This window comes from Vibrio sp. TRT 17S01, from assembly GCF_050113695.1.
Lineage (GTDB): Bacteria > Pseudomonadota > Gammaproteobacteria > Enterobacterales > Vibrionaceae > Vibrio.
Map to the genome: position 1 here is coordinate 49,081 of NZ_JBNJOG010000010.1, position 19,232 is coordinate 68,312.

Annotated in this window: 12 protein-coding genes; 5 read left to right on the forward strand and 7 right to left on the reverse strand. The window is 45.7% G+C overall.

Annotation, left to right across the window (positions count from 1 at the left end):
• The first annotated feature begins 284 nt into the window (after nucleotides 1-284).
• Nucleotides 285-2,822: a DNA mismatch repair protein MutS gene (gene mutS / locus ACQEXS_RS15485; protein WP_427014500.1), complete on the forward strand. Its 2,538-nt coding sequence runs from the start codon at nucleotides 285-287 to the stop codon at nucleotides 2,820-2,822.
• A 40-nt stretch (nucleotides 2,823-2,862) separates the two neighbouring features.
• Here mutS and lptG read toward each other — a convergent pair whose 3' ends face one another.
• A complete protein-coding gene (lptG, locus tag ACQEXS_RS15490; RefSeq protein ID WP_427011561.1) occupies nucleotides 2,863-3,933 on the reverse strand; it encodes an LPS export ABC transporter permease LptG in 1,071 nt (356 codons plus the stop codon).
• Nucleotides 3,934-3,936: 3 nt separating this feature from the next.
• Nucleotides 3,937-5,037 carry an LPS export ABC transporter permease LptF gene (lptF, locus tag ACQEXS_RS15495; protein WP_427014432.1) on the reverse strand — a complete coding sequence of 367 codons (1,101 nt, stop codon included), beginning with the start codon at nucleotides 5,035-5,037 and terminating at the stop codon, nucleotides 3,937-3,939.
• 192 nt (nucleotides 5,038-5,229) lie between these two features.
• Here lptF and pepA point away from each other — a divergent pair, with 192 nt between their 5' ends.
• The 3 genes from pepA (at nucleotide 5,230) to ACQEXS_RS15510 (ending at nucleotide 10,253) form a co-directional block, all read left to right on the forward strand.
• Nucleotides 5,230-6,738, forward strand: a complete 1,509-nt coding sequence (gene pepA, locus ACQEXS_RS15500; RefSeq protein ID WP_427014433.1) for a leucyl aminopeptidase — start codon at nucleotides 5,230-5,232, stop codon at nucleotides 6,736-6,738.
• 74 nt (nucleotides 6,739-6,812) lie between these two features.
• Nucleotides 6,813-7,262 carry a DNA polymerase III subunit chi gene (locus ACQEXS_RS15505; protein WP_427014434.1) on the forward strand — a complete coding sequence of 150 codons (450 nt, stop codon included), beginning with the start codon at nucleotides 6,813-6,815 and terminating at the stop codon, nucleotides 7,260-7,262.
• Between the two features lie 117 nt (nucleotides 7,263-7,379).
• A complete protein-coding gene (locus tag ACQEXS_RS15510) occupies nucleotides 7,380-10,253 on the forward strand; it encodes a valine--tRNA ligase (protein ID WP_427014435.1) in 2,874 nt (957 codons plus the stop codon).
• Between the two features lie 55 nt (nucleotides 10,254-10,308).
• Here ACQEXS_RS15510 and ACQEXS_RS15515 read toward each other — a convergent pair whose 3' ends face one another.
• The 5 genes from ACQEXS_RS15515 to rapA form a co-directional block, all read right to left on the reverse strand.
• Nucleotides 10,309-11,301 (reverse strand): M48 family metallopeptidase, encoded by a 993-nt coding sequence (locus ACQEXS_RS15515; RefSeq protein WP_427014436.1) that lies wholly within the window; start codon nucleotides 11,299-11,301, stop codon nucleotides 10,309-10,311.
• Nucleotides 11,301-12,467, reverse strand: coding sequence for a YjgN family protein (locus ACQEXS_RS15520; RefSeq protein ID WP_427014437.1), 1,167 nt, complete (start codon nucleotides 12,465-12,467; stop codon nucleotides 11,301-11,303). Before ACQEXS_RS15520 ends, ACQEXS_RS15515 begins: the two co-directional genes overlap by 1 nt.
• Nucleotides 12,468-12,637: 170 nt before the next feature.
• Nucleotides 12,638-13,600 carry a D-2-hydroxyacid dehydrogenase gene (locus tag ACQEXS_RS15525; RefSeq protein WP_427014501.1) on the reverse strand — a complete coding sequence of 321 codons (963 nt, stop codon included), beginning with the start codon at nucleotides 13,598-13,600 and terminating at the stop codon, nucleotides 12,638-12,640.
• A gap of 45 nt (nucleotides 13,601-13,645) precedes the next feature.
• Nucleotides 13,646-14,383 (reverse strand): bifunctional tRNA pseudouridine(32) synthase/23S rRNA pseudouridine(746) synthase RluA, encoded by a 738-nt coding sequence (rluA, locus tag ACQEXS_RS15530; RefSeq protein WP_427014438.1) that lies wholly within the window; start codon nucleotides 14,381-14,383, stop codon nucleotides 13,646-13,648.
• Nucleotides 14,384-14,455: 72 nt separating this feature from the next.
• The gene (gene rapA / locus ACQEXS_RS15535; protein ID WP_427014439.1) at nucleotides 14,456-17,365 is read right to left on the reverse strand and encodes an RNA polymerase-associated protein RapA; all 2,910 of its coding nucleotides are present in this window, start codon (nucleotides 17,363-17,365) and stop codon (nucleotides 14,456-14,458) included.
• A gap of 488 nt (nucleotides 17,366-17,853) precedes the next feature.
• Here rapA and ACQEXS_RS15540 point away from each other — a divergent pair, with 488 nt between their 5' ends.
• Complete coding sequence (locus ACQEXS_RS15540) at nucleotides 17,854-19,230, forward strand: PhoH family protein (protein ID WP_427014440.1); 1,377 nt, start codon at nucleotides 17,854-17,856, stop codon at nucleotides 19,228-19,230.
• Nucleotides 19,231-19,232: the final 2 nt, after the last annotated feature.

The following is a 19,232-nucleotide window of genomic DNA, read 5'->3' on the forward strand; positions in this document are numbered from 1 at the left end:
TGCTTTACTCTATAGACTACCTAACCAACCAAATGATTAGAAACTATTTGAACATTAATATGACTTACCTCATAAAAAGCTCGTTAGAACACTAACTTTTAGACTCTTTCCAACTCATCCCTTGAGCGTAGGAAAAATTACCTCATTAGCACCCAATCGAGATAAAGTGTTTGAATCTCTTTTCGCTTATTCGCTATTCACGTATCCTAAGCCGCAATAGAAATAAACGAAAGATTTTGCCCGTGAAAGCGTTACCTGAAAAAGAAAAGCAAAAACATACTCCAATGATGCAACAATATCTCAAGCTCAAAGCTGAAAATCCGGATATTTTGCTGTTCTATCGCATGGGCGACTTCTACGAGCTTTTTTACGACGATGCCAAACGCGCCTCTCAGCTGTTGGATATTTCTTTAACTAAACGCGGTGCATCAGCTGGCGAACCTATTCCAATGGCGGGCGTGCCGTTTCATGCCGTTGAGGGTTACTTAGCGAAATTGGTACAGCTTGGTGAGTCGGTGGCTATTTGTGAGCAAATTGGCGATCCTGCGACCAGCAAAGGCCCTGTTGAGCGTAAAGTCGTACGGATTGTGACACCAGGAACAGTAACGGACGAAGCATTACTTTCTGAGCGTATCGATAACCTGATCGCCGCTATTTATTACCACGATGGTAAGTTTGGTTATGCTACCCTCGATGTAACTTCTGGTCGTTTCCAATTAATGGAGCCAGAAACAGAAGAAGCCATGGCAGCAGAACTTCAGCGAACCTCCCCACGTGAACTATTATTCCCTGAAGATTTTGAACCCGTTCATCTGATGTCTTCACGCAACGGCAATCGCCGCCGCCCTGTCTGGGAATTCGAACTTGATACCGCTAAACAACAACTGAACCAACAATTTGGTACCCGTGATCTCATTGGGTTTGGTGTTGAGAATGCAAAGCTAGGCCTGTGTGCCGCAGGTTGTTTGATTCAATATGTAAAAGATACCCAACGCACAGCTTTGCCTCACATACGTGCTCTAACCTTTGATCGCCAAGATCATTCTGTCATTTTGGATGCCGCGACACGACGCAACCTAGAGATCACACAGAACCTTGCTGGAGGCACTGACAATACGTTAGCCGAAGTCATTGATCATACTGCAACACCAATGGGCAGTCGCATGCTTAAGCGTTGGTTGCACCAGCCTATGCGCGATATCGACACGCTCAATCATCGCCTTGATGCCATCAGTGAACTGAAAGAACTCAGTTTGTTCGCTGATCTTCATCCGGTATTGAAACAAGTCGGCGATGTCGAGCGCATTCTCGCCAGACTGGCTCTACGCAGTGCCCGCCCTCGTGATATGGCTCGTCTGCGCTTTGCCATGCAACAGCTCCCAGAACTAGCCCAAATCATGGGCGAGCTTTCTCATCCTTACCTTGGAAAGCTGGCTCAGTATGCGGCACCAATGGACGAGGTTTGCGATTTACTTGAACGCGCAATTAAAGATAACCCTCCCGTGGTGATCCGCGATGGAGGTGTGATTGCCGAAGGTTACAATGCCGAACTCGATGAGTGGCGTAAGCTATCTGACGGTGCCACTGAGTATCTAGAAAAGCTTGAGGCTGATGAACGTGACCGCCACGGTATTGATACGCTCAAAGTGGGTTATAACAATGTGCATGGTTTCTTTATTCAAGTCAGCCGAGGGCAAAGTCATTTAGTGCCACCACATTATGTGCGCCGTCAAACGCTAAAGAATGCCGAGCGTTACATTATTCCTGAGCTAAAAGAGCATGAAGATAAGGTGTTGAACTCAAAATCCAAAGCGCTTGCTCTGGAAAAACAGCTTTGGGAACAACTGTTTGATCTGCTCATGCCGCACTTGGAACAGATGCAAAATCTTGCATCGGCATTATCTCAAATTGATGTATTGCAAAACCTAGCTGAGCGAGCAGATTCTCTCGATTATTGCCGTCCGATTCTCACTAAAGAAGCTGGGATCCACATTCAAGGTGGGCGCCACCCTGTCGTTGAACAAGTGATGGATGAGCCGTTTATCGCTAACCCTATTGAGTTGAACCCACAGCGAAAGATGTTGATCATTACTGGTCCTAATATGGGCGGTAAGTCTACATACATGCGTCAGACTGCTCTCATTGCGCTGATGGCTCATATTGGTGCTTATGTACCTGCGGAGTCTGCACAAATCGGGTCTATTGATCGTATTTTTACCCGTATTGGTGCATCCGACGATCTCGCATCTGGTCGTTCGACTTTTATGGTCGAAATGACAGAAACCGCGAACATTTTGCATAATGCAACGGCAAACAGTTTAGTGTTAATGGATGAAATCGGGCGTGGTACCAGTACCTACGATGGTCTATCTCTCGCTTGGGCAAGTGCCGAATGGCTGGCTAAAGAGCTCGGTTCAATGACGCTCTTTGCCACACACTATTTTGAACTCACAGAGCTACCAAACCAAATCCCACATTTAGCGAATGTCCATTTAGATGCCGTTGAACATGGCGATAGCATTGCGTTTATGCATGCCGTTCAAGAAGGTGCCGCGAGTAAGTCTTATGGCCTTGCTGTTGCAGCCCTTGCTGGTGTACCTAAGAGCGTGATCAAACAGGCACGAGCCAAGCTCACTCAGCTAGAGCAACTGAGCCAATCAGGAGAGACAGGACTACCAAGTACAGCTGTTGACATAGCAAACCAGCTCAGCCTCATTCCTGAACCCAGTGAAGTTGAAGAAGCGCTGGCCAATATAGACCCAGACGATCTCACGCCTCGTCAAGCGCTGGAAGAACTGTATCGTTTGAAAAAGCTTCGCTAATAAAAAAACGGCAGCCAATCGGCTGCCGTTTTTATGCGATTTAGAGCTTTCTTCTCAAGAGCATAATAGCAATTGTGAGGAAGACGATACTCGGCATCACTGCACCAAATGCTGGAGGAATGTTGTACACCAAACTCAATGGGCCGAAGAACTCGCTGGAAATATAGAAGGTGAAACCGGCTATCACACCAGACAAGATCCTTGCCCCCATCGTCACACTACGCAATGGACCAAAGATAAACGACAATGCCATCAACATCATCACGGCAATGGAAAACGGCTGAGTGACTTTGCGCCAAAATGCCAGTTCATAACGTGATGAGTCTTGTTCAGAGTCTTCAAGGTATGTGACGTAGTCATACAAACCACTTAGCGACAGTTCTTCTGGTTTCACTGTTACAATCGCCAACTTGTCTGGCGCTAGCGAGGTTGTCCAGCGGTACTCCGGCATATTGTGTTTGGCTATCTCGATATCATCACGCATGTCCGTTACTTGAACATTACGCATAATCCATTCGTTATCACCTAAATAATCGACTTTTTCTGCATGAATCACTGACTCGAGCTTTTTCTCTTCGTCAAAGCGCCACATGTTCAGTCGATACAACTTATCGTCTTCAATTTTTCCGATAAAAACAAAATCATTAGCATCGCGCGCCCAAACGCCAGCTCGAACAGACATGATGGCGCCACCTGAAGTAGAAAAGGCACGCATATCCCTTGCCATTTTCTGCGCTTGCGGCGCCCCCCACTGGCCTAATAAGGTCACAATAATCATCAGTGGAACGGCCGTTTTCAATACAGATAGACCAATGTCCAACTTGGAGAAACCAGCTGCTTGCATGACAACCAGTTCAGAGCTCGATGCCAACATTCCTAGACCAATCAAAGCACCAAGCAACGCCGCCATTGGGAAGAACATCTCAATATCTCGAGGAACACTGAGCAAGACAAAAAATAGCGCTTGTAGCAAATCGTAAGTACCTTGTCCGACTTTACGAAGTTGCTCCACATACTTGATGATGGCAGAAAGACCAACAAACGTCGCCAACACTAAAGAGGTTGTTGCGATAATGGTTCTGCCAATATACAAATCGAGAATTTTAAACACGTCTTAGGCCGCCTTTTTCTTTCTAAATTGTTCTTTAAGACGTCGGACTGCTACGCTGTCCATCGAGTTTGCGATAATTGCAGTCAAAAGCAATGCGGCATTGATGGGCCACATACCAATTGCTGCTGGAATTCCGCCATCTTCTATGGCTGATTTGGTTGCACTTATCGCGAGGAAATACGCTAGATAAATCAAAATAGCGGGGCCCATTTTGGCAAAACGTCCTTGACGCGGGTTTACCGCTGAAAGCGGAACCACCAACATGGTTAATAATGGAATACACACAACCAATGAAATGCGCCATTGAAGCTCAGCTTGCGCCCTAGGATCTGAATTACCAAATAGTGTTGTAGTCGGTAAGGCTTCCCAATCACGGCCTTTTTGTTTTACTTCACGTTGGCCGATAAGACCTTCGTATTCATCAAAATCAGTCACCATGTAGTTAACACTTGTAGGAACACCTTCCCAACGTGTGCCATCATACAAAGTGATCACTTGTCGGCCATCACTGGTTTCTTTTACATCACCAGAAGTGGCATACATGACGCTTGGTAAAATCGAGTCTCTCGGACGCATCTGAGCAATAAACACGTGTTGTAATTTTTTATCTCGGATATCATCAATAAAGACAACCGATGTACCGTCTGGCGTACCCTGAAAATGGCCTTTTTTCAGTAAATCGACACTATTTTCAGCTTCAACTTGCTCTTCCAATTGGATAATTCGATCCTGACTCCATGGAGAAAGGAAAAAAGAGTTGTATGCCGCCAGCACACCGGTGATCACTGCAAGGTATAACGCCGCACGAATTAGGAACTTGTTCCCTATCCCTGTTGCATTCATTACCGTAATTTCACTTTCTGCGTACAAGCGTCCGAAGGTCAATAAAATGCCGAGAAATATACTCAGTGGCAGCATCAGTAGCCCCATGGAAGGCATACTGAGTGCAACATAATTCATGACCAGACCGGCAGGGATTTCACCATCCGAAGCATCCGCTAAAACTCGGATCAATTTTTGACTCACAAACACTAAAAAAAGCACAAAAAAGATCGCAAGTTGGCTTTTGAGTGTTTCGCGGATCAAATATCTAACAATAATCACGCTGAAATTACCTATACAAAACTTGTTTTTTTAACTGAATCACTATAATTTCCCGTTGAACCTATTATTTTTAAATTTTTTGGCTAAGTGTTAGCGTACTTATTTAATGGTAATTCGGAGTTAGGATTCTGTAAGTAAGTTCCCCATTATCTAACATTTAGTTCTATTTGTCTTCAGGATGTAGGAGTACGCATGGAGTTCAGTGTAAAAAGTGGTAGCCCTGAGAAACAGCGCAGCGCTTGTATTGTCGTGGGTGTATTTGAACCACGTCGCCTTTCTCCAGTAGCCGAGCAGCTCGATAAGATCAGCGATGGTTACATTAGTTCACTACTTCGCCGTGGTGATCTGGAAGGTAAACCGGGGCAGATGCTACTGCTTCATCAAGTACCAGGAGTGCTGTCAGAGCGCGTTTTACTCGTTGGTTGTGGTAAAGAGCGTGAACTGGGCGAACGCCAGTACAAAGAAATCATTCAAAAAACCATCAACACACTTAACGAAACAGGTTCAATGGAAGCGGTTTGCTTCCTAACTGAGCTACACGTTAAAGGTCGTGATACTTATTGGAAAGTTCGCCAAGCTGTTGAAGCGACAAAAGATGGTTTATATACATTCGATCAATTCAAGAGTGTAAAACCAGAAACACGTCGCCCACTGCGTAAATTGGTATTCAACGTACCAACACGTCGTGAGCTTAACCTTGGCGAAAAAGCAATTGCACATGGTTTAGCAGTCGCTTCTGGTGTGCGAGCATCGAAAGATCTTGGCAACATGCCACCAAACATTGCTAACCCAGCTTACCTTGCCTCTCAAGCTCGTCGCCTTGCTGACGATTACGAAACGGTAACCACCAAGATCATTGGTGAGCAAGAGATGGAAAAACTGGGCATGACATCTTACCTAGCAGTAGGTCGTGGTTCGAAAAACGAATCAATGATGTCAATCATGGAGTACAAGGGCAACCCAGATCCAGAAGCAAAACCAATCGTGTTGGTGGGTAAAGGTCTGACGTTCGATTCAGGCGGTATTTCACTAAAACCAGGCGAAGGCATGGATGAGATGAAGTACGACATGTGTGGTGCAGCATCGGTATTCGGTACCATGAAAGCGCTGGCGAAGCTGAACCTACCAATTAACGTAATTGGTATTCTCGCGGGCTGTGAAAACATGCCAGGCAGCAATGCTTACCGTCCAGGTGACATCCTAACAACTATGTCAGGTCAAACGGTTGAGGTTCTCAACACCGATGCGGAAGGCCGTCTGGTACTTTGTGATGCATTGACTTACGTAGAACGTTTCGAACCAGATTGTGTTGTCGACGTAGCAACGCTAACCGGGGCTTGTGTTATCGCTCTGGGTCATCATATTAGTGGCGTTGTTTCTAACCACAACCCACTGTCTCATGAGCTTGTGAACGCTTCTGAGCAAGCAAGCGATCGTGCATGGCGCCTACCAATGGCGGACGAATACCATGAGCAACTGAAGAGCCCATTTGCTGATATGGCAAACATCGGTGGTCGTCCTGGCGGCACCATCACTGCGGGTTGCTTCCTATCTAAGTTTACTAAGAAGTACAACTGGGCGCACATTGATATTGCAGGTACTGCGTGGAAATCAGGCGCAGCAAAAGGCTCAACGGGCCGTCCTGTCTCAATGCTTGTCCAATTCCTGCTAAACCGCAGTGGCCAAGACACAGAGGAATAATCCTCAATAAAAAGGGCCAAACGGCCCTTTTTTATTATACGTAAACTGCATCTATCAAGTGATGGAATCATATTATGTCAAACGCCACATTTTACATCGTAAAACCCGACTCAGCTCAGGCGAGCAGAGATGGCTTTGAGCAATACATTTTGTTTCTGTCTCAACATTTCGCCAAGCAAGGCGCTAAGGTATACCTCAATTGCCAAGATAAACGCCATGCTGAACATATCGCTGAATGTTTTTGGCAGGTCAATCCGGAGCAATTTACGGCTCACAACCTTGTTGGAGAAGGCCCTAAGTATGCCACCAATATTGAAATTGGCTACGATGGCGTTAAACCAACTTGGAACCGCCAATTAGTAATTAATTTGGCGGAAAATGAGACAACCTTTGCGAACAAGTTTGCCGAAGTGGTAGACTTCGTCCCTTGCGAAGAAAAAGCCAAGCAGCTCGCAAGAGAAAGGTATAAAATCTACCGCCAAGCTGGCTATCAGCTACAAACGATCGAAATCGAACACAGTTAGCGCCACAGCACGAATAACCGGTCAATCCTTATAGTTAAGGCGATCTTATTTGAGATCCCTCACTTATAAAGATTGACTTAAAACTTAACCAGAACTATCCGCAGAATACCTATAGCTATGGAAAAAACATATAACCCAACTTCAATCGAACAAGCTTTATATCAAGCTTGGGAAGAGAAAGGCTACTTCAAGCCACACGGTGACACGACTAAAGAATCATACAGCATCATGATCCCACCACCGAACGTCACTGGTAGCCTACACATGGGCCACGCGTTCCAAGATACGATCATGGATACGCTTATCCGTTGTGAGCGCATGAAGGGTAAAAACACACTTTGGCAAGTAGGTACAGACCACGCAGGTATCGCAACTCAGATGGTTGTTGAGCGTAAGATCGCTGCAGAAGAAGGCAAAACAAAACACGATTACGGTCGTGAAGCTTTCATCGACAAAATCTGGGAATGGAAGGGCGAATCTGGCGGCACGATCACTAAGCAGCTTCGTCGTCTTGGCGCATCTGTAGACTGGGATCGTGAGCGCTTTACGATGGACGATGGTCTATCTAACGCCGTTCAAGAAGTGTTCGTACGTCTATACGAAGACGATCTCATCTACCGCGGTAAGCGTCTAGTTAACTGGGATCCAAAGCTACACACAGCGATTTCAGACCTAGAAGTAGAGAACAAAGACACTAAAGGCAACATGTGGCACTTCCGTTACCCACTAGCGGATGGCGTTAAAACAGCGGATGGCAAAGACTACATCGTTGTTGCAACGACTCGTCCGGAGACCATGCTAGGCGATACTGGTGTTGCAGTTAACCCAGAAGATCCACGTTACAAAGATCTTATCGGTAAAGAAATCATCCTTCCTATCGTTGATCGTCGCATCCCAATCGTGGGCGATGAGCACGCAGATATGGAAAAAGGTACTGGCTGTGTGAAAATCACACCTGCGCACGACTTCAACGACTACGAAGTTGGTAAGCGCCACCAGCTACCAATGATCAACATTCTAACTTTCGACGCGAACATCCGTGATGCTTCTGAAGTATTCAACACCAACGGCGAAGCAAGCGACGCATACAGCACTGAGCTACCAGCTAAGTATCACGGTATGGAGCGTTTTGCCGCTCGTAAAGCTATCGTTGCTGAATTCGACGAGCTAGGTCTACTTGAAGAAGTGAAAGATCACGACTTGCAAGTTCCTTACGGCGACCGTGGTGGCGTGGTTATCGAACCAATGCTAACTGACCAATGGTACGTACGTACTGCGCCTCTAGCGAAAACAGCGGTTGAAGCAGTAGAAAACGGCGACATCCAATTCGTTCCTAAGCAATACGAAAACATGTACTTCTCTTGGATGCGTGACGTTCAAGACTGGTGTATCTCTCGTCAGCTATGGTGGGGACACCGCATCCCAGCTTGGTACGACAACCAAGGCAATGTTTACGTAGGTCGTGACGAAGAAGAAGTTCGTAAGAACAACAACCTAGAGTCAGTCATTGAACTTCACCAAGACGAAGACGTACTGGACACATGGTTCTCTTCTGCACTATGGACGTTCGGTACTCAAGGTTGGCCTGAGCAAACTGACGATCTGAAAGTATTCCACCCTTCAGACGTACTAGTGACTGGTTTCGACATCATCTTCTTCTGGGTTGCGCGCATGATCATGATGACCATGCACTTCGTGAAAGATGAAAACGGCAAACCACAAGTACCATTTAAGACGGTTTACGTTACTGGTCTGATCCGTGACGAAAACGGCGACAAGATGTCTAAGTCGAAAGGTAACGTACTTGACCCAATCGACATGATCGATGGTATCGACCTAGAGTCTCTAGTAGAGAAGCGTTGTGGCAACATGATGCAGCCTCAGCTAGCGAAGAAGATCGAGAAGAACACTCGTAAGACGTTTGAAAACGGTATCGAAGCATACGGTACAGACGCACTACGTTTCACTCTTGCAGCAATGGCATCAACAGGTCGCGATATCAACTGGGATATGAAGCGCCTTGAAGGTTACCGTAACTTCTGTAACAAACTATGGAACGCAAGCCGTTACGTAATGATGAACACAGAAGAGCAAGATTGTGGCTTCCATTCTGCAAACGAACAGGGTGGTGAGATTGAATACTCACTAGCGGACAAGTGGATCGAGTCTCAGTTTGAACTAGCGGCGAAAGCGTTCAACAACCATATCGACAACTTCCGTCTAGATATGGCGTCTAACACGCTTTACGAATTCATCTGGAACCAATTCTGTGACTGGTACCTAGAGCTAACTAAACCCGTTCTATGGAAAGGTACTGAAGCCCAACAACGTGGTACTCGCCGCACACTAATCACGGTTCTTGAGAAGACGCTACGTCTGGCTCACCCAGTGATTCCTTACATCACTGAAACTATCTGGCAAAGCATCAAGCCACTGGTTGAAGGTGTGGAAGGCGAGACAATTATGCTTCAAGCACTGCCTCAATTCGACGAAGCAAACTTCAACCAAGAAGCGCTAGACGATATTGAATGGGTGAAAGCGTTCATTACCAGCATCCGTAACCTACGTGCTGAATACGACATCAACCCAGGTAAGCCGCTTGACGTTATGCTGAAAGCAGCAAACGCAGAAGACGCAGCGCGTCTAGAAGCAAACAAACAAGTACTGATGTCTCTAGCGAAACTAGAATCTGTACGCGTACTTGCTGCTGACGAAGAAACGCCAGCGTGTGCAACTGCATTGGTTGCTAAGTCTGAGCTTATGATCCCAATGGCGGGTCTGATCGACAAAGACGCTGAACTTGCTCGTCTAGATGGCGAAATCAAGAAAACTCACGGCGAAATCAAGCGTATCGAAGGCAAACTAGGTAATGAAGGCTTCGTAGCGAAAGCACCTGAAGCTGTTGTTGCTAAAGAGCGTGAGAAGCTTGAAGGCTACAAAGAGACACTAGCTAAGCTAGAAGAGCAAAAAGCGACAATTGCAGCGCTTTAATTCTCAAAGTCTGAATAAAAGAAAGGCAGCGAATATGCTGCCTTTTTTATAAGCACTACTCTCTAGCAGATTTAATTCGCTGTTCAGAATCCGGATGAGAGCTTAACCAACTCGGTATATCAACTGTATCCTGTTTTTGGAATAACTCGAACATTTCAGCCATTGGCTCACTTGAACCGTATAGCTGTATCATTGCCTGTTTAGCATATTCATCAGCTTCGCTCTCTGCCATCCTTGAATGACCGTTAGATATGATGAATACACCTATGCTGACAAGGTTATCGACAATTCCTGAACTTTCTCCGAATAGCATCACCACACCAACAGAGATAAGACTCGAGTGCACCAGCTTTTCCATCATATGACGATGATAAACATGACCAAGCTCATGCAAAATAATGCTATCTAGTTGTTGGTCATTTTCAGCAAGTTCAATCAACTCATCGAGCAGAACCACTTTACCACCCGGTAAAGCAAACGCATTAGCCCCCATATCAGATGAACGAAAGAGTATTTCAATCGTATACGGTAGCGCCTCTAGTTGTTGCAAATGTTGACTCACCCGCTGACGAATAACCTCTTGTTGTTTCTCAGGTAATTCACTGGGTAGCCAACGGCTCTCAAAGGCTTCTAGTACTTTATTGCCAAGAGAAACTGATATAGAGCTAGGGATCAATTTCGCGACTTTTTCACTCCCCCAAGGCAACGCATAATAATACCCACCCAATAAAACACTAATGCTAACAACCAAACCTATAAACCAAGCTATGATGCTGGATTCAAGTTTATCTGCCCTTCCAGATTTGCTGTTACGTTTTAGCCATTGACTCACTTCATCAGTACGCTCAGCAACAAACATCCAACCACTCGGGAAAATAAAACGAATAGGGAGATTACCCACTGGTACACTGATTTCCACATCTTGTTGCTGACAGCTGAATATATCGCCATTTACGTGTAGAGATAGGCAATTTGATTGGCTGACATCTAATTCAGCCTCATAGCGAATTGAGCTACGAGGTGGGAATGCTGTTCCTTGGACCCGCATTAACCGATCCCAATACCTATATCGAATGCCTCAGCTACTTCATCTGTAATCGCTGATTTGACATCTGAATCTTGATCAATAGAGGTAAGGAGTGACAAATCACCAATCACTTTGGTATTTTCTGCAAAATAATTCGTTGTCCGAACCATAACCCAAGGACGAGCGATCCCTAACGAGACAATTTGCAATAAAAAATTAGAAACGACCAGCCAGACATAACTGGCGATCGTAAGGCTCGAACTGAGCTGATAATTGTTTTCTGTATTTTGATCATGATTGACACATAGTTGGCCGAAAACATAATTACGAACACAAACGGTAGTATAGGCGCTTAATACAATAGATAAGGTGATTAAAGAAACATAGACAAAAACAAATACACCGCCACCAGCTAACGAGCTAAAATCACCACCTTGCAATGCATGAAAATCGATTCCATTCAGTACAGTTCCGAACATAACAATACAAAGTAAGATAGATGAAACCACACCAAATAATAGCGCCTTCAGGTACATTTTTATGAAAAATCCATTAGTTATCTCAGCACTGAGTTTCCAATCACCGTACTGATAACTATTGGCAAACAGCTTCTGTACACCAGCAACAACCCAACCATAAAGCACAGCTAAAAGGATTAAAGAGCTCGCCCCCAAAACAACCGCAGCGATGACAGATTGTGATGCAATGGTCACGACGATAAAAAAGTAGATCATCGCCACGATCAAAGCACTTAAGCCACGCCCTAATAACGTCACATAGGCCTCTTTTACTGTTGCTGTAAATGAAAAACGGACATTCCGATAACTTGTCATCGCGGCATCAAAACGCGCATTACTCCACAGCAACCACGGCAGAGCAACATAGAAAGCGAGTAAGAGCACCATACTAACCACGGGCGCAACACCATTAACCACAGACCAAATTAGTACGACGATAAGTGCGACAATACGACCTTTTAGAATTTGTATCGGCGTCGCGTGATATTCAAAGTTATCACCAGCAATGGACGTATTACCGTAAAAGTAACGCTTAGTTCGAACCTTAGCCCAAGCAGAATAAATACCGAGAGTTATGATCGAGAGAAGGATATTAACAATCCATATTCCAAAAAATTCACTACCTCGTCCATTAAACGAAACGGGGTTAACAGATGGTTTCTGACTCATACTTAAGATTCCTGACGTTAGATTATTAGTAGTATTAAAGTCTTAATTTCTTACACTTTTTCTATTTCGTCTACAAATGTAACAAGAATCGTATACAAGCATAGACATAGCTCACAACTAATAACTCAACTAAGAATCCATTGCTCTCTTCAATCATATCGAAGCATAAATCACACCACGCGATTCTGCTCTCTGCCTTCCATAAAAACCACGATATTATCCATAAGAATATCGGTTAAACGCTGAATTGCAGAATCACTCCCCCATGCGATATGAGGGGTTAACAATAAATTAGGCAAGTCGATATTCGCCAGCAGCGGATTTGTTTCATCTGCAGGTTCTTTGCTAAAAACATCGCAACCCGCAGCCCCGATCACGCCCTGTTTTAAAGCCTTTATTAACGCCCACTCATCCACCAAGCCCCCTCTCCCGGTATTGATTAAAATGGCATGTAAAGGCATCAGGTTAAGCTCTGCTTCACCAATCAAATTTTGTGTTTGCTCATTTAACGGACAATGCAGTGAGAGCACATCGGAAGTTTTTAATACCTGCTCAAAAGACAAGTATCCCTCACGAATTTGCGTGGCTCCCTTTCGCTCAGCAAACTGCACCTTCATGCCAACAGCTTTTGCCAACTCTGCAGTGGCTAAACCTAACGTACCGGAGCCAATAATGCCCAGTGTCGATCCCGCAATATCACCGATGGAATGAGTAAAGAAGCAAAATTGTTTGTTGCGCTGCCACTCTCCATTTTGAATGTCATTGTGATAGCCCCTTAAATTGCGTTTAAGAGAGAAGATCATCGCTAATACATGTTCTGGGACAGACTGAGTGGCATAACCTTGAACATTGGTTATGGCAATACCATTTTTTCCACAATAATCAATATCGACGTTATTAAAACCCGTTGCCGCAATCGCGATGAGCTTTAAGTCCGGTAACTGGGTCAAGATCGCTTGATCTAACACGACTTTATTGGTGATCACAATATCAGCACTTTGAAGGCGTTCGACGACTTGTGTTGAAGACGTGAAGTCATATTCAACCCATTGATGTTGGAAAGGCAATGGCGGGATAGGAATATGAGCAGGAATAGTCGCTCTATCGAGAAAGACGACGGTTGGGGAAAGCATAGGCAGCGACATAAGTTCTCCTTTCGCTGCCTAAGTGGAGTTCAGTTAAGGACGTGGCAGCGTTTTGTAATCCGGTAATTTTCGCACAGGATCGAAATAATCAAAGATCATCTCCTCAGCTTCAAGATAGAAGTCACAAGGAACAAAAATACTGCGAAGCCAATGGCTACGAGGGTGATAAAAACTCAGCTCTGCAGCATGAAGTTCAAGGCGATCCGAAAACTCATACGCTTCCCCTTCGGAATAGAATTCATCACCAACAATTGGGTGCCCTAATGCCTGCATATGAACCCGAAGTTGATGCGAACGCCCCGTCACTGGTAGCAAGCGAACAATCGTGGTTTTATCTTCTCGCTTCGCAACCTGAAACAGTGTTTTTGATGGTTTTCCATCGTCAAAGCAAACTTTTTGTTTGGGGCGATTTGGCCAGTCACAAATCAATGGCAACTCGATCACCCCTTCTTCTTGTTCCACATGACCCCAAACTCGCGCGTAATACACTTTATGAGTCAAACGAAACTGAAACTGTTTTTTCAACGCACTTTCTACATGCTTATTTTTTGCCAACACCATTAAACCTGACGTCGACATATCTAAACGGTGCACAACCTGAATATCTGGATAGGTTTCCCGAAGACGTGACCACATGCTGTCATAATGCTCAGGCGCACGTCCGGGTACAGATAACAGTCCGGAAGGCTTATTGACTGCAAGGATATGCTCATCTTCAAATACAATATCAACCCAAGGCTCACGGGGCGGGTTGTACTCTAGCATTGCCATTGTTTACTGAATCCGTTTTCTTTTGATATGACGCTACAGCCGTTAGAGACTGTAGCGTTTGGTCACCAAGCGTTAATTGTGCGATACGACGATCATGCGCAGCGAGTCCAGTTGATACTGAGCTTGACTAATGTAGCCTGTAAGCTCTTTAATTTGCGCATCAATTGCCTCGATCTCTTCGTCACGGATATTTGGGTTAACCGCTTTCAGAGCCTGTAAACGCTCTAGCTCAGCATTCAAGCTGACTTGCATTTCCTGCTGAGCCTGTTGGCGAATTGCTGCCACTTTATCAACAATCAACTTATCCCCTGCCGCAATCAATGCATGGACTTGGTTTTGTACCGATGTGACAAGCTTACTCGCAATATGACGACCTACTGGGCTAAGCTGACGGTTGAAATTTTCAAACTCCACCTGTTCAGACAAATCGTTTCCATTACCGTCCATCATTAAACGAATTGGCGTGGTTGGTAGGAAGCGACCTATACCACTTCGTTTAGGCGCCTGCGCATCCACTTTATAAACAAGCTCAAGTAACATCGTGCCAACAGGCAACGCTTTGTTCTTAAGTAGCGAGACAGCCGCCGCCCCAACGCCTTCACTCATCAACAAATCAATACCACCTTGGATCATTGGGTGCTCCCAACTGATCAAGTGCATATCTTCACGCGACAGTGCTGTTTCACGATCGAAAGTGATGGTCGCCCCTTCATAAGGCAGCCCTGGATAACTAGGTACCATCATGTGCTCAGATGGTGTAACCACTAGAGCATTTTCACCTTTATCATCTTGATTGAGACCGATGGTATCAAACAGACTAAGCGCAAAAGTGACGAGATTGGTATCGCCATCTGTCGCGGCAATTTTCTCAACAATCGCTTGCGCTTTTTCCCCGCCGTTAGAGTGCATTTCAAGCAGACGGTCACGTCCCTGCTCTAACTGCGCTTTCAATTCTTTGTTCATGACCGCAGACTGGGCGATCACATCATCAAGTTCAGCCGTATCACCTGAAGCCAGCATTTCGATCAATTGATCAGAAAACTTGTCGTAAACGGCACGTCCTGTCGGACAAGTTTCAGCAAACGCATTTAGACCTTCATCAAACCAGCGTGCTAAAATCGCCTGGGATGTCCCTTCAAGATAAGGGACATGAATGTCGATATCACGTTGCTGCCCGATACGATCCAAGCGGCCAATACGCTGCTCTAATAAGTCTGGATTGAACGGCAAATCAAACATCACCAGTTGATTCGCGAACTGGAAGTTACGACCTTCAGAGCCGATCTCACTACAGATCAGAACCTGAGCTCCCCCTTCCTCTTGCGCAAAATATGCAGCAGCTTTGTCACGCTCAAGGATCGACATACCTTCATGGAATACAGTAGCCCGAATGCCTTCACGTTCACGTAACGCTTGTTCAAGTTGCAATGCGGTGCTTGCTCGCGACGCAATCACCAAAATTTTCTCGCTACGTTTGTCTTTAATTTTCTCAAGCAGCCAGTTCACACGGCTATCAAATTGCCACCAGCTGGAATCTTCGCCTTCAAATTCTTGGAAGATCTCTTCTGGATATAGATTTTTCACGGCGCGCGCTTCTGCACTCATCTTACCGCCGATCATCCCAGAAACACGCATTGACGTGGTGTATTGCTGTGGGATTGGCATCGCGAGTAAATTCACGTTGCGAGTCGGGAAACCTTTAACCGCCGCACGCGTATTACGGAACAGAACTCGGCCCGTACCGTGACGGTCCATCAGGTTATCGATCAACTCTTGGCGAGCAGCCGCTTTAGCTTCTTCGTCACTATTACTTTCGATAATACGGAATAGCGGTTCGACATCTTGTTCAGACAGTAGCTCAGTGATCTGGTTTTTCGCCGTATCTTCTAACTTCTGCCCCGAGAAAAGAGCACTGACTGAATCAGCAACTGGAGCGTATTGTGCTTCTTCTTTAACAAACTCTTCGTAATCAAAGAAACGGTCTGAATCAAGCAGACGCAAACGCGCAAAATGGCTTTCACGCCCTAACTGCTCGGGTGTTGCGGTCAGCAGCAGCACACCCGGCGTGCGTTCAGCTAATCCTTCAATCACCTGATATTCACGACTTGGGCTTTCAGGGCTCCATTCGAGGTGGTGCGCTTCATCCACCACCAACAAATCCCATTCCCCTTCAAGGGCTTGTTCAAAGCGTTTGCGACTCTTACGCAGAAAGTCTAATGAGCACAGCACATACTGCTGCGTATCAAATGGATTATCTGCATCGGCAAAGGCTTCAATGCAGCGCTCTTCGTCAAAAATAGAGAAATGCAGATTAAAACGACGCATCATTTCCACTAACCACTGATGCTGTAGCGTCTCGGGAACCACAATCAAGATACGCTCAGCACGACCTGCCAACACTTGTTGGTGAATGATCATGCCTGCTTCAATGGTTTTACCTAGACCCACTTCATCAGCCAACAAAACACGCGGCGCATGACGACGCCCGACTTCATGGGCGATGTATAACTGATGCGGGATCAAGCCAGCTCGCATGCCACACAGGCCACGCATTGGGCTCTTATGTTGCTCATATTGATTAGTTAAAGCGCGGTAACGCAGAACAAAGTTGTCCATGCGGTCAATTTGACCGGCAAACAATTTATCTTGAGGCTTATTGAAGCGGATCTGGTTGCTCAGCATGATTTCACGCAGTGCAACCCCTTCTTCTTCGGTATCTTCTCGCTTACCCACGTAGGTAAACAAGCCATTGTCTTCCACCACTTGCTCAACGATCAGTGACCAACCTTGCTGGCTTTCTACCACATCTCCGGTATTAAAGGTCACTCGGGTTACAGGGGCATCATTACGTGCATAGACTCGGTTTTCTTCGGACGCTGCAAACATCAGCGTAACAGTACGAGCATCCAATGCTACGACGGTTCCTAAACCTAAATCGCTTTCCGTATCGCTGATCCAGCGCTGACCCAAAGCAAATGTCATGAATCGACTACCTCATTTGTTGGTTAGGGGAATAGTTCTTATCTTAGTCGCTCTCTGGCCACATAAAAGACAACCAGCATAAAGAAATTAATGACTGGTTATGGCTCAGAAAAAGGTCGCTAATATTACTTGAAGCCGTGACACAGGTCACGTACAAAGCCCGCAAAAAACGACAATTTTTTCTGCACCTTTCAGGTGACATCAAATTGTAAGAAAAACATGGCACTTCTAAGCAGGCGTGTTGTGAGAATGACTTATAATCGTAATAAGCGTGCAACAGAAAAGGTCAATAAAATGACCATGGCATAAAGGATGCATGCTTACCGAGAAGATCAACACGGGTTTGCAGAGGTAGTACAACCAGTCGATCTCCAACCGATAGCGTCGGCTACACCTGCAATCTAGCGCAGACCTCTCTGGCTTTGCGAAAGACTCGCTCTTACGTCTTGCACAGAGAATGCACGCCGCGAAACGGCAAGGAGATGCTTATGGGTGATACTGACCGGAAATTATTCGTACTGGATACCAATATCCTGCTGCACGAACCTCTCGCCATCTACTCTTTTCAGGAACACGATGTCGTCATCCCCATGACGGTTTTAGAAGAACTCGACCGAATTAAAGACAGCAAACGCGATGTCGCCAGAGATGCTCGCGTCGCTATTCGCGCCTTAGAAGCCCTATTTAAAGAAGCAACGCCGGATGAAATTTCGGAAGGGATCCCTATCTCACGTGAGAAAGAATCCGCAGGTCACATTGCAATCTTGGCAGACTTTGAACTGCAGGAAACAGTCAAAGCTTTTGCCGATAAAGCCGGTGACAACCGCATTCTCAACGCCGTGCTTTATTTGCAAAACAAACGAGCACCACGAGAAGTGGTACTGATCACCAAAGACATCAATATGCGGCTGCGCGCAAAAGGGGCAGGTGTTCGATATGTTGAAGACTATCGCACCGACCAGTTGATTGATGATGTGCAATACCTCACCAAAGGCTTTCAACAATGTGAAGGGAACTTCTGGAACAGTGTCTCCGAAGTAGATAGTCGCAACTTAGGTGGTGATACCTTCCACACCCTCTCACGAGAACCTTTTGAACCCACATACATCAACCAATACGTCATTGACGAGGAGAGTGACTTCGTTGGTCGGGTCGAAGCCATTAACGAAGACTGCATCACCTTAAAAGATCTCAGCCGTGAAAGAATGATGAACCGCCGGGCGTGGGACATTACCCCAAAAAACATCTATCAAGGTATGGCAATGGACGCATTGCTCGATCCTGAAATTGACTTGGTGATCCTAACTGGTGCTGCTGGGAGTGGTAAAACACTGCTTGCGCTGGCTTCTGCGTTGGAGCAAACCATCGAGAAAAACATGTTCGATAAGATCATTGTGACCCGAAATACCCCTGACATCGGTGAATCCATCGGTTTCTTACCCGGAACAGAAGAAGAGAAAATGCTGCCTTGGCTGGCAGCTGTCACCGATACATTAGAAGCGCTTCACAAAAACGATCACTGCACTGAAGGTTCGCTCAAGTACATCTGTGACAAAGCAAATATTCAGTTTAAGTCAATCAATTTCATGCGTGGTCGTTCTATCCAAAATGCCTTCGTGTTATTGGATGAATGTCAGAACCTCACCGCATCACAAATCAAAACCATCATTACTCGCTGTGGTGAAGGCACGAAGATCGTCTGTTCTGGTAACCTCGCCCAAATTGACTCTCACTACCTCACCCCCGTCACATCAGGACTCACCTACATGGTTGAGCGGTTCAAAAACTTCGAAGGGAGTGCCAATATTCACCTCAACGGCGTCGTTCGAAGTCGCTTAGCTGAATTTGCCGAAGAGAATTTATAGTC

Bases quoted from the DNA above. Each gene is read 5' to 3' on its own strand.
- mutS (WP_427014500.1), top strand. From the start codon at position 285: ATGATGCAACAATATCTCAAGCTCAAAGCTGAAAATCCGGATATTTTG.
- pepA (WP_427014433.1), top strand. From the start codon at position 5,230: ATGGAGTTCAGTGTAAAAAGTGGTAGCCCTGAGAAACAGCGCAGCGCT.
- ACQEXS_RS15505 (WP_427014434.1), top strand. From the start codon at position 6,813: ATGTCAAACGCCACATTTTACATCGTAAAACCCGACTCAGCTCAGGCG.
- ACQEXS_RS15510 (WP_427014435.1), top strand. From the start codon at position 7,380: ATGGAAAAAACATATAACCCAACTTCAATCGAACAAGCTTTATATCAA.
- ACQEXS_RS15515 (WP_427014436.1), bottom strand. From the start codon at position 11,301: ATGCGGGTCCAAGGAACAGCATTCCCACCTCGTAGCTCAATTCGCTAT.
- ACQEXS_RS15520 (WP_427014437.1), bottom strand. From the start codon at position 12,467: ATGAGTCAGAAACCATCTGTTAACCCCGTTTCGTTTAATGGACGAGGT.
- ACQEXS_RS15525 (WP_427014501.1), bottom strand. From the start codon at position 13,600: ATGCTTTCCCCAACCGTCGTCTTTCTCGATAGAGCGACTATTCCTGCT.
- rluA (WP_427014438.1), bottom strand. From the start codon at position 14,383: ATGGCAATGCTAGAGTACAACCCGCCCCGTGAGCCTTGGGTTGATATT.
- rapA (WP_427014439.1), bottom strand. From the start codon at position 17,365: ATGACATTTGCTTTGGGTCAGCGCTGGATCAGCGATACGGAAAGCGAT.
- ACQEXS_RS15540 (WP_427014440.1), top strand. From the start codon at position 17,854: ATGGGTGATACTGACCGGAAATTATTCGTACTGGATACCAATATCCTG.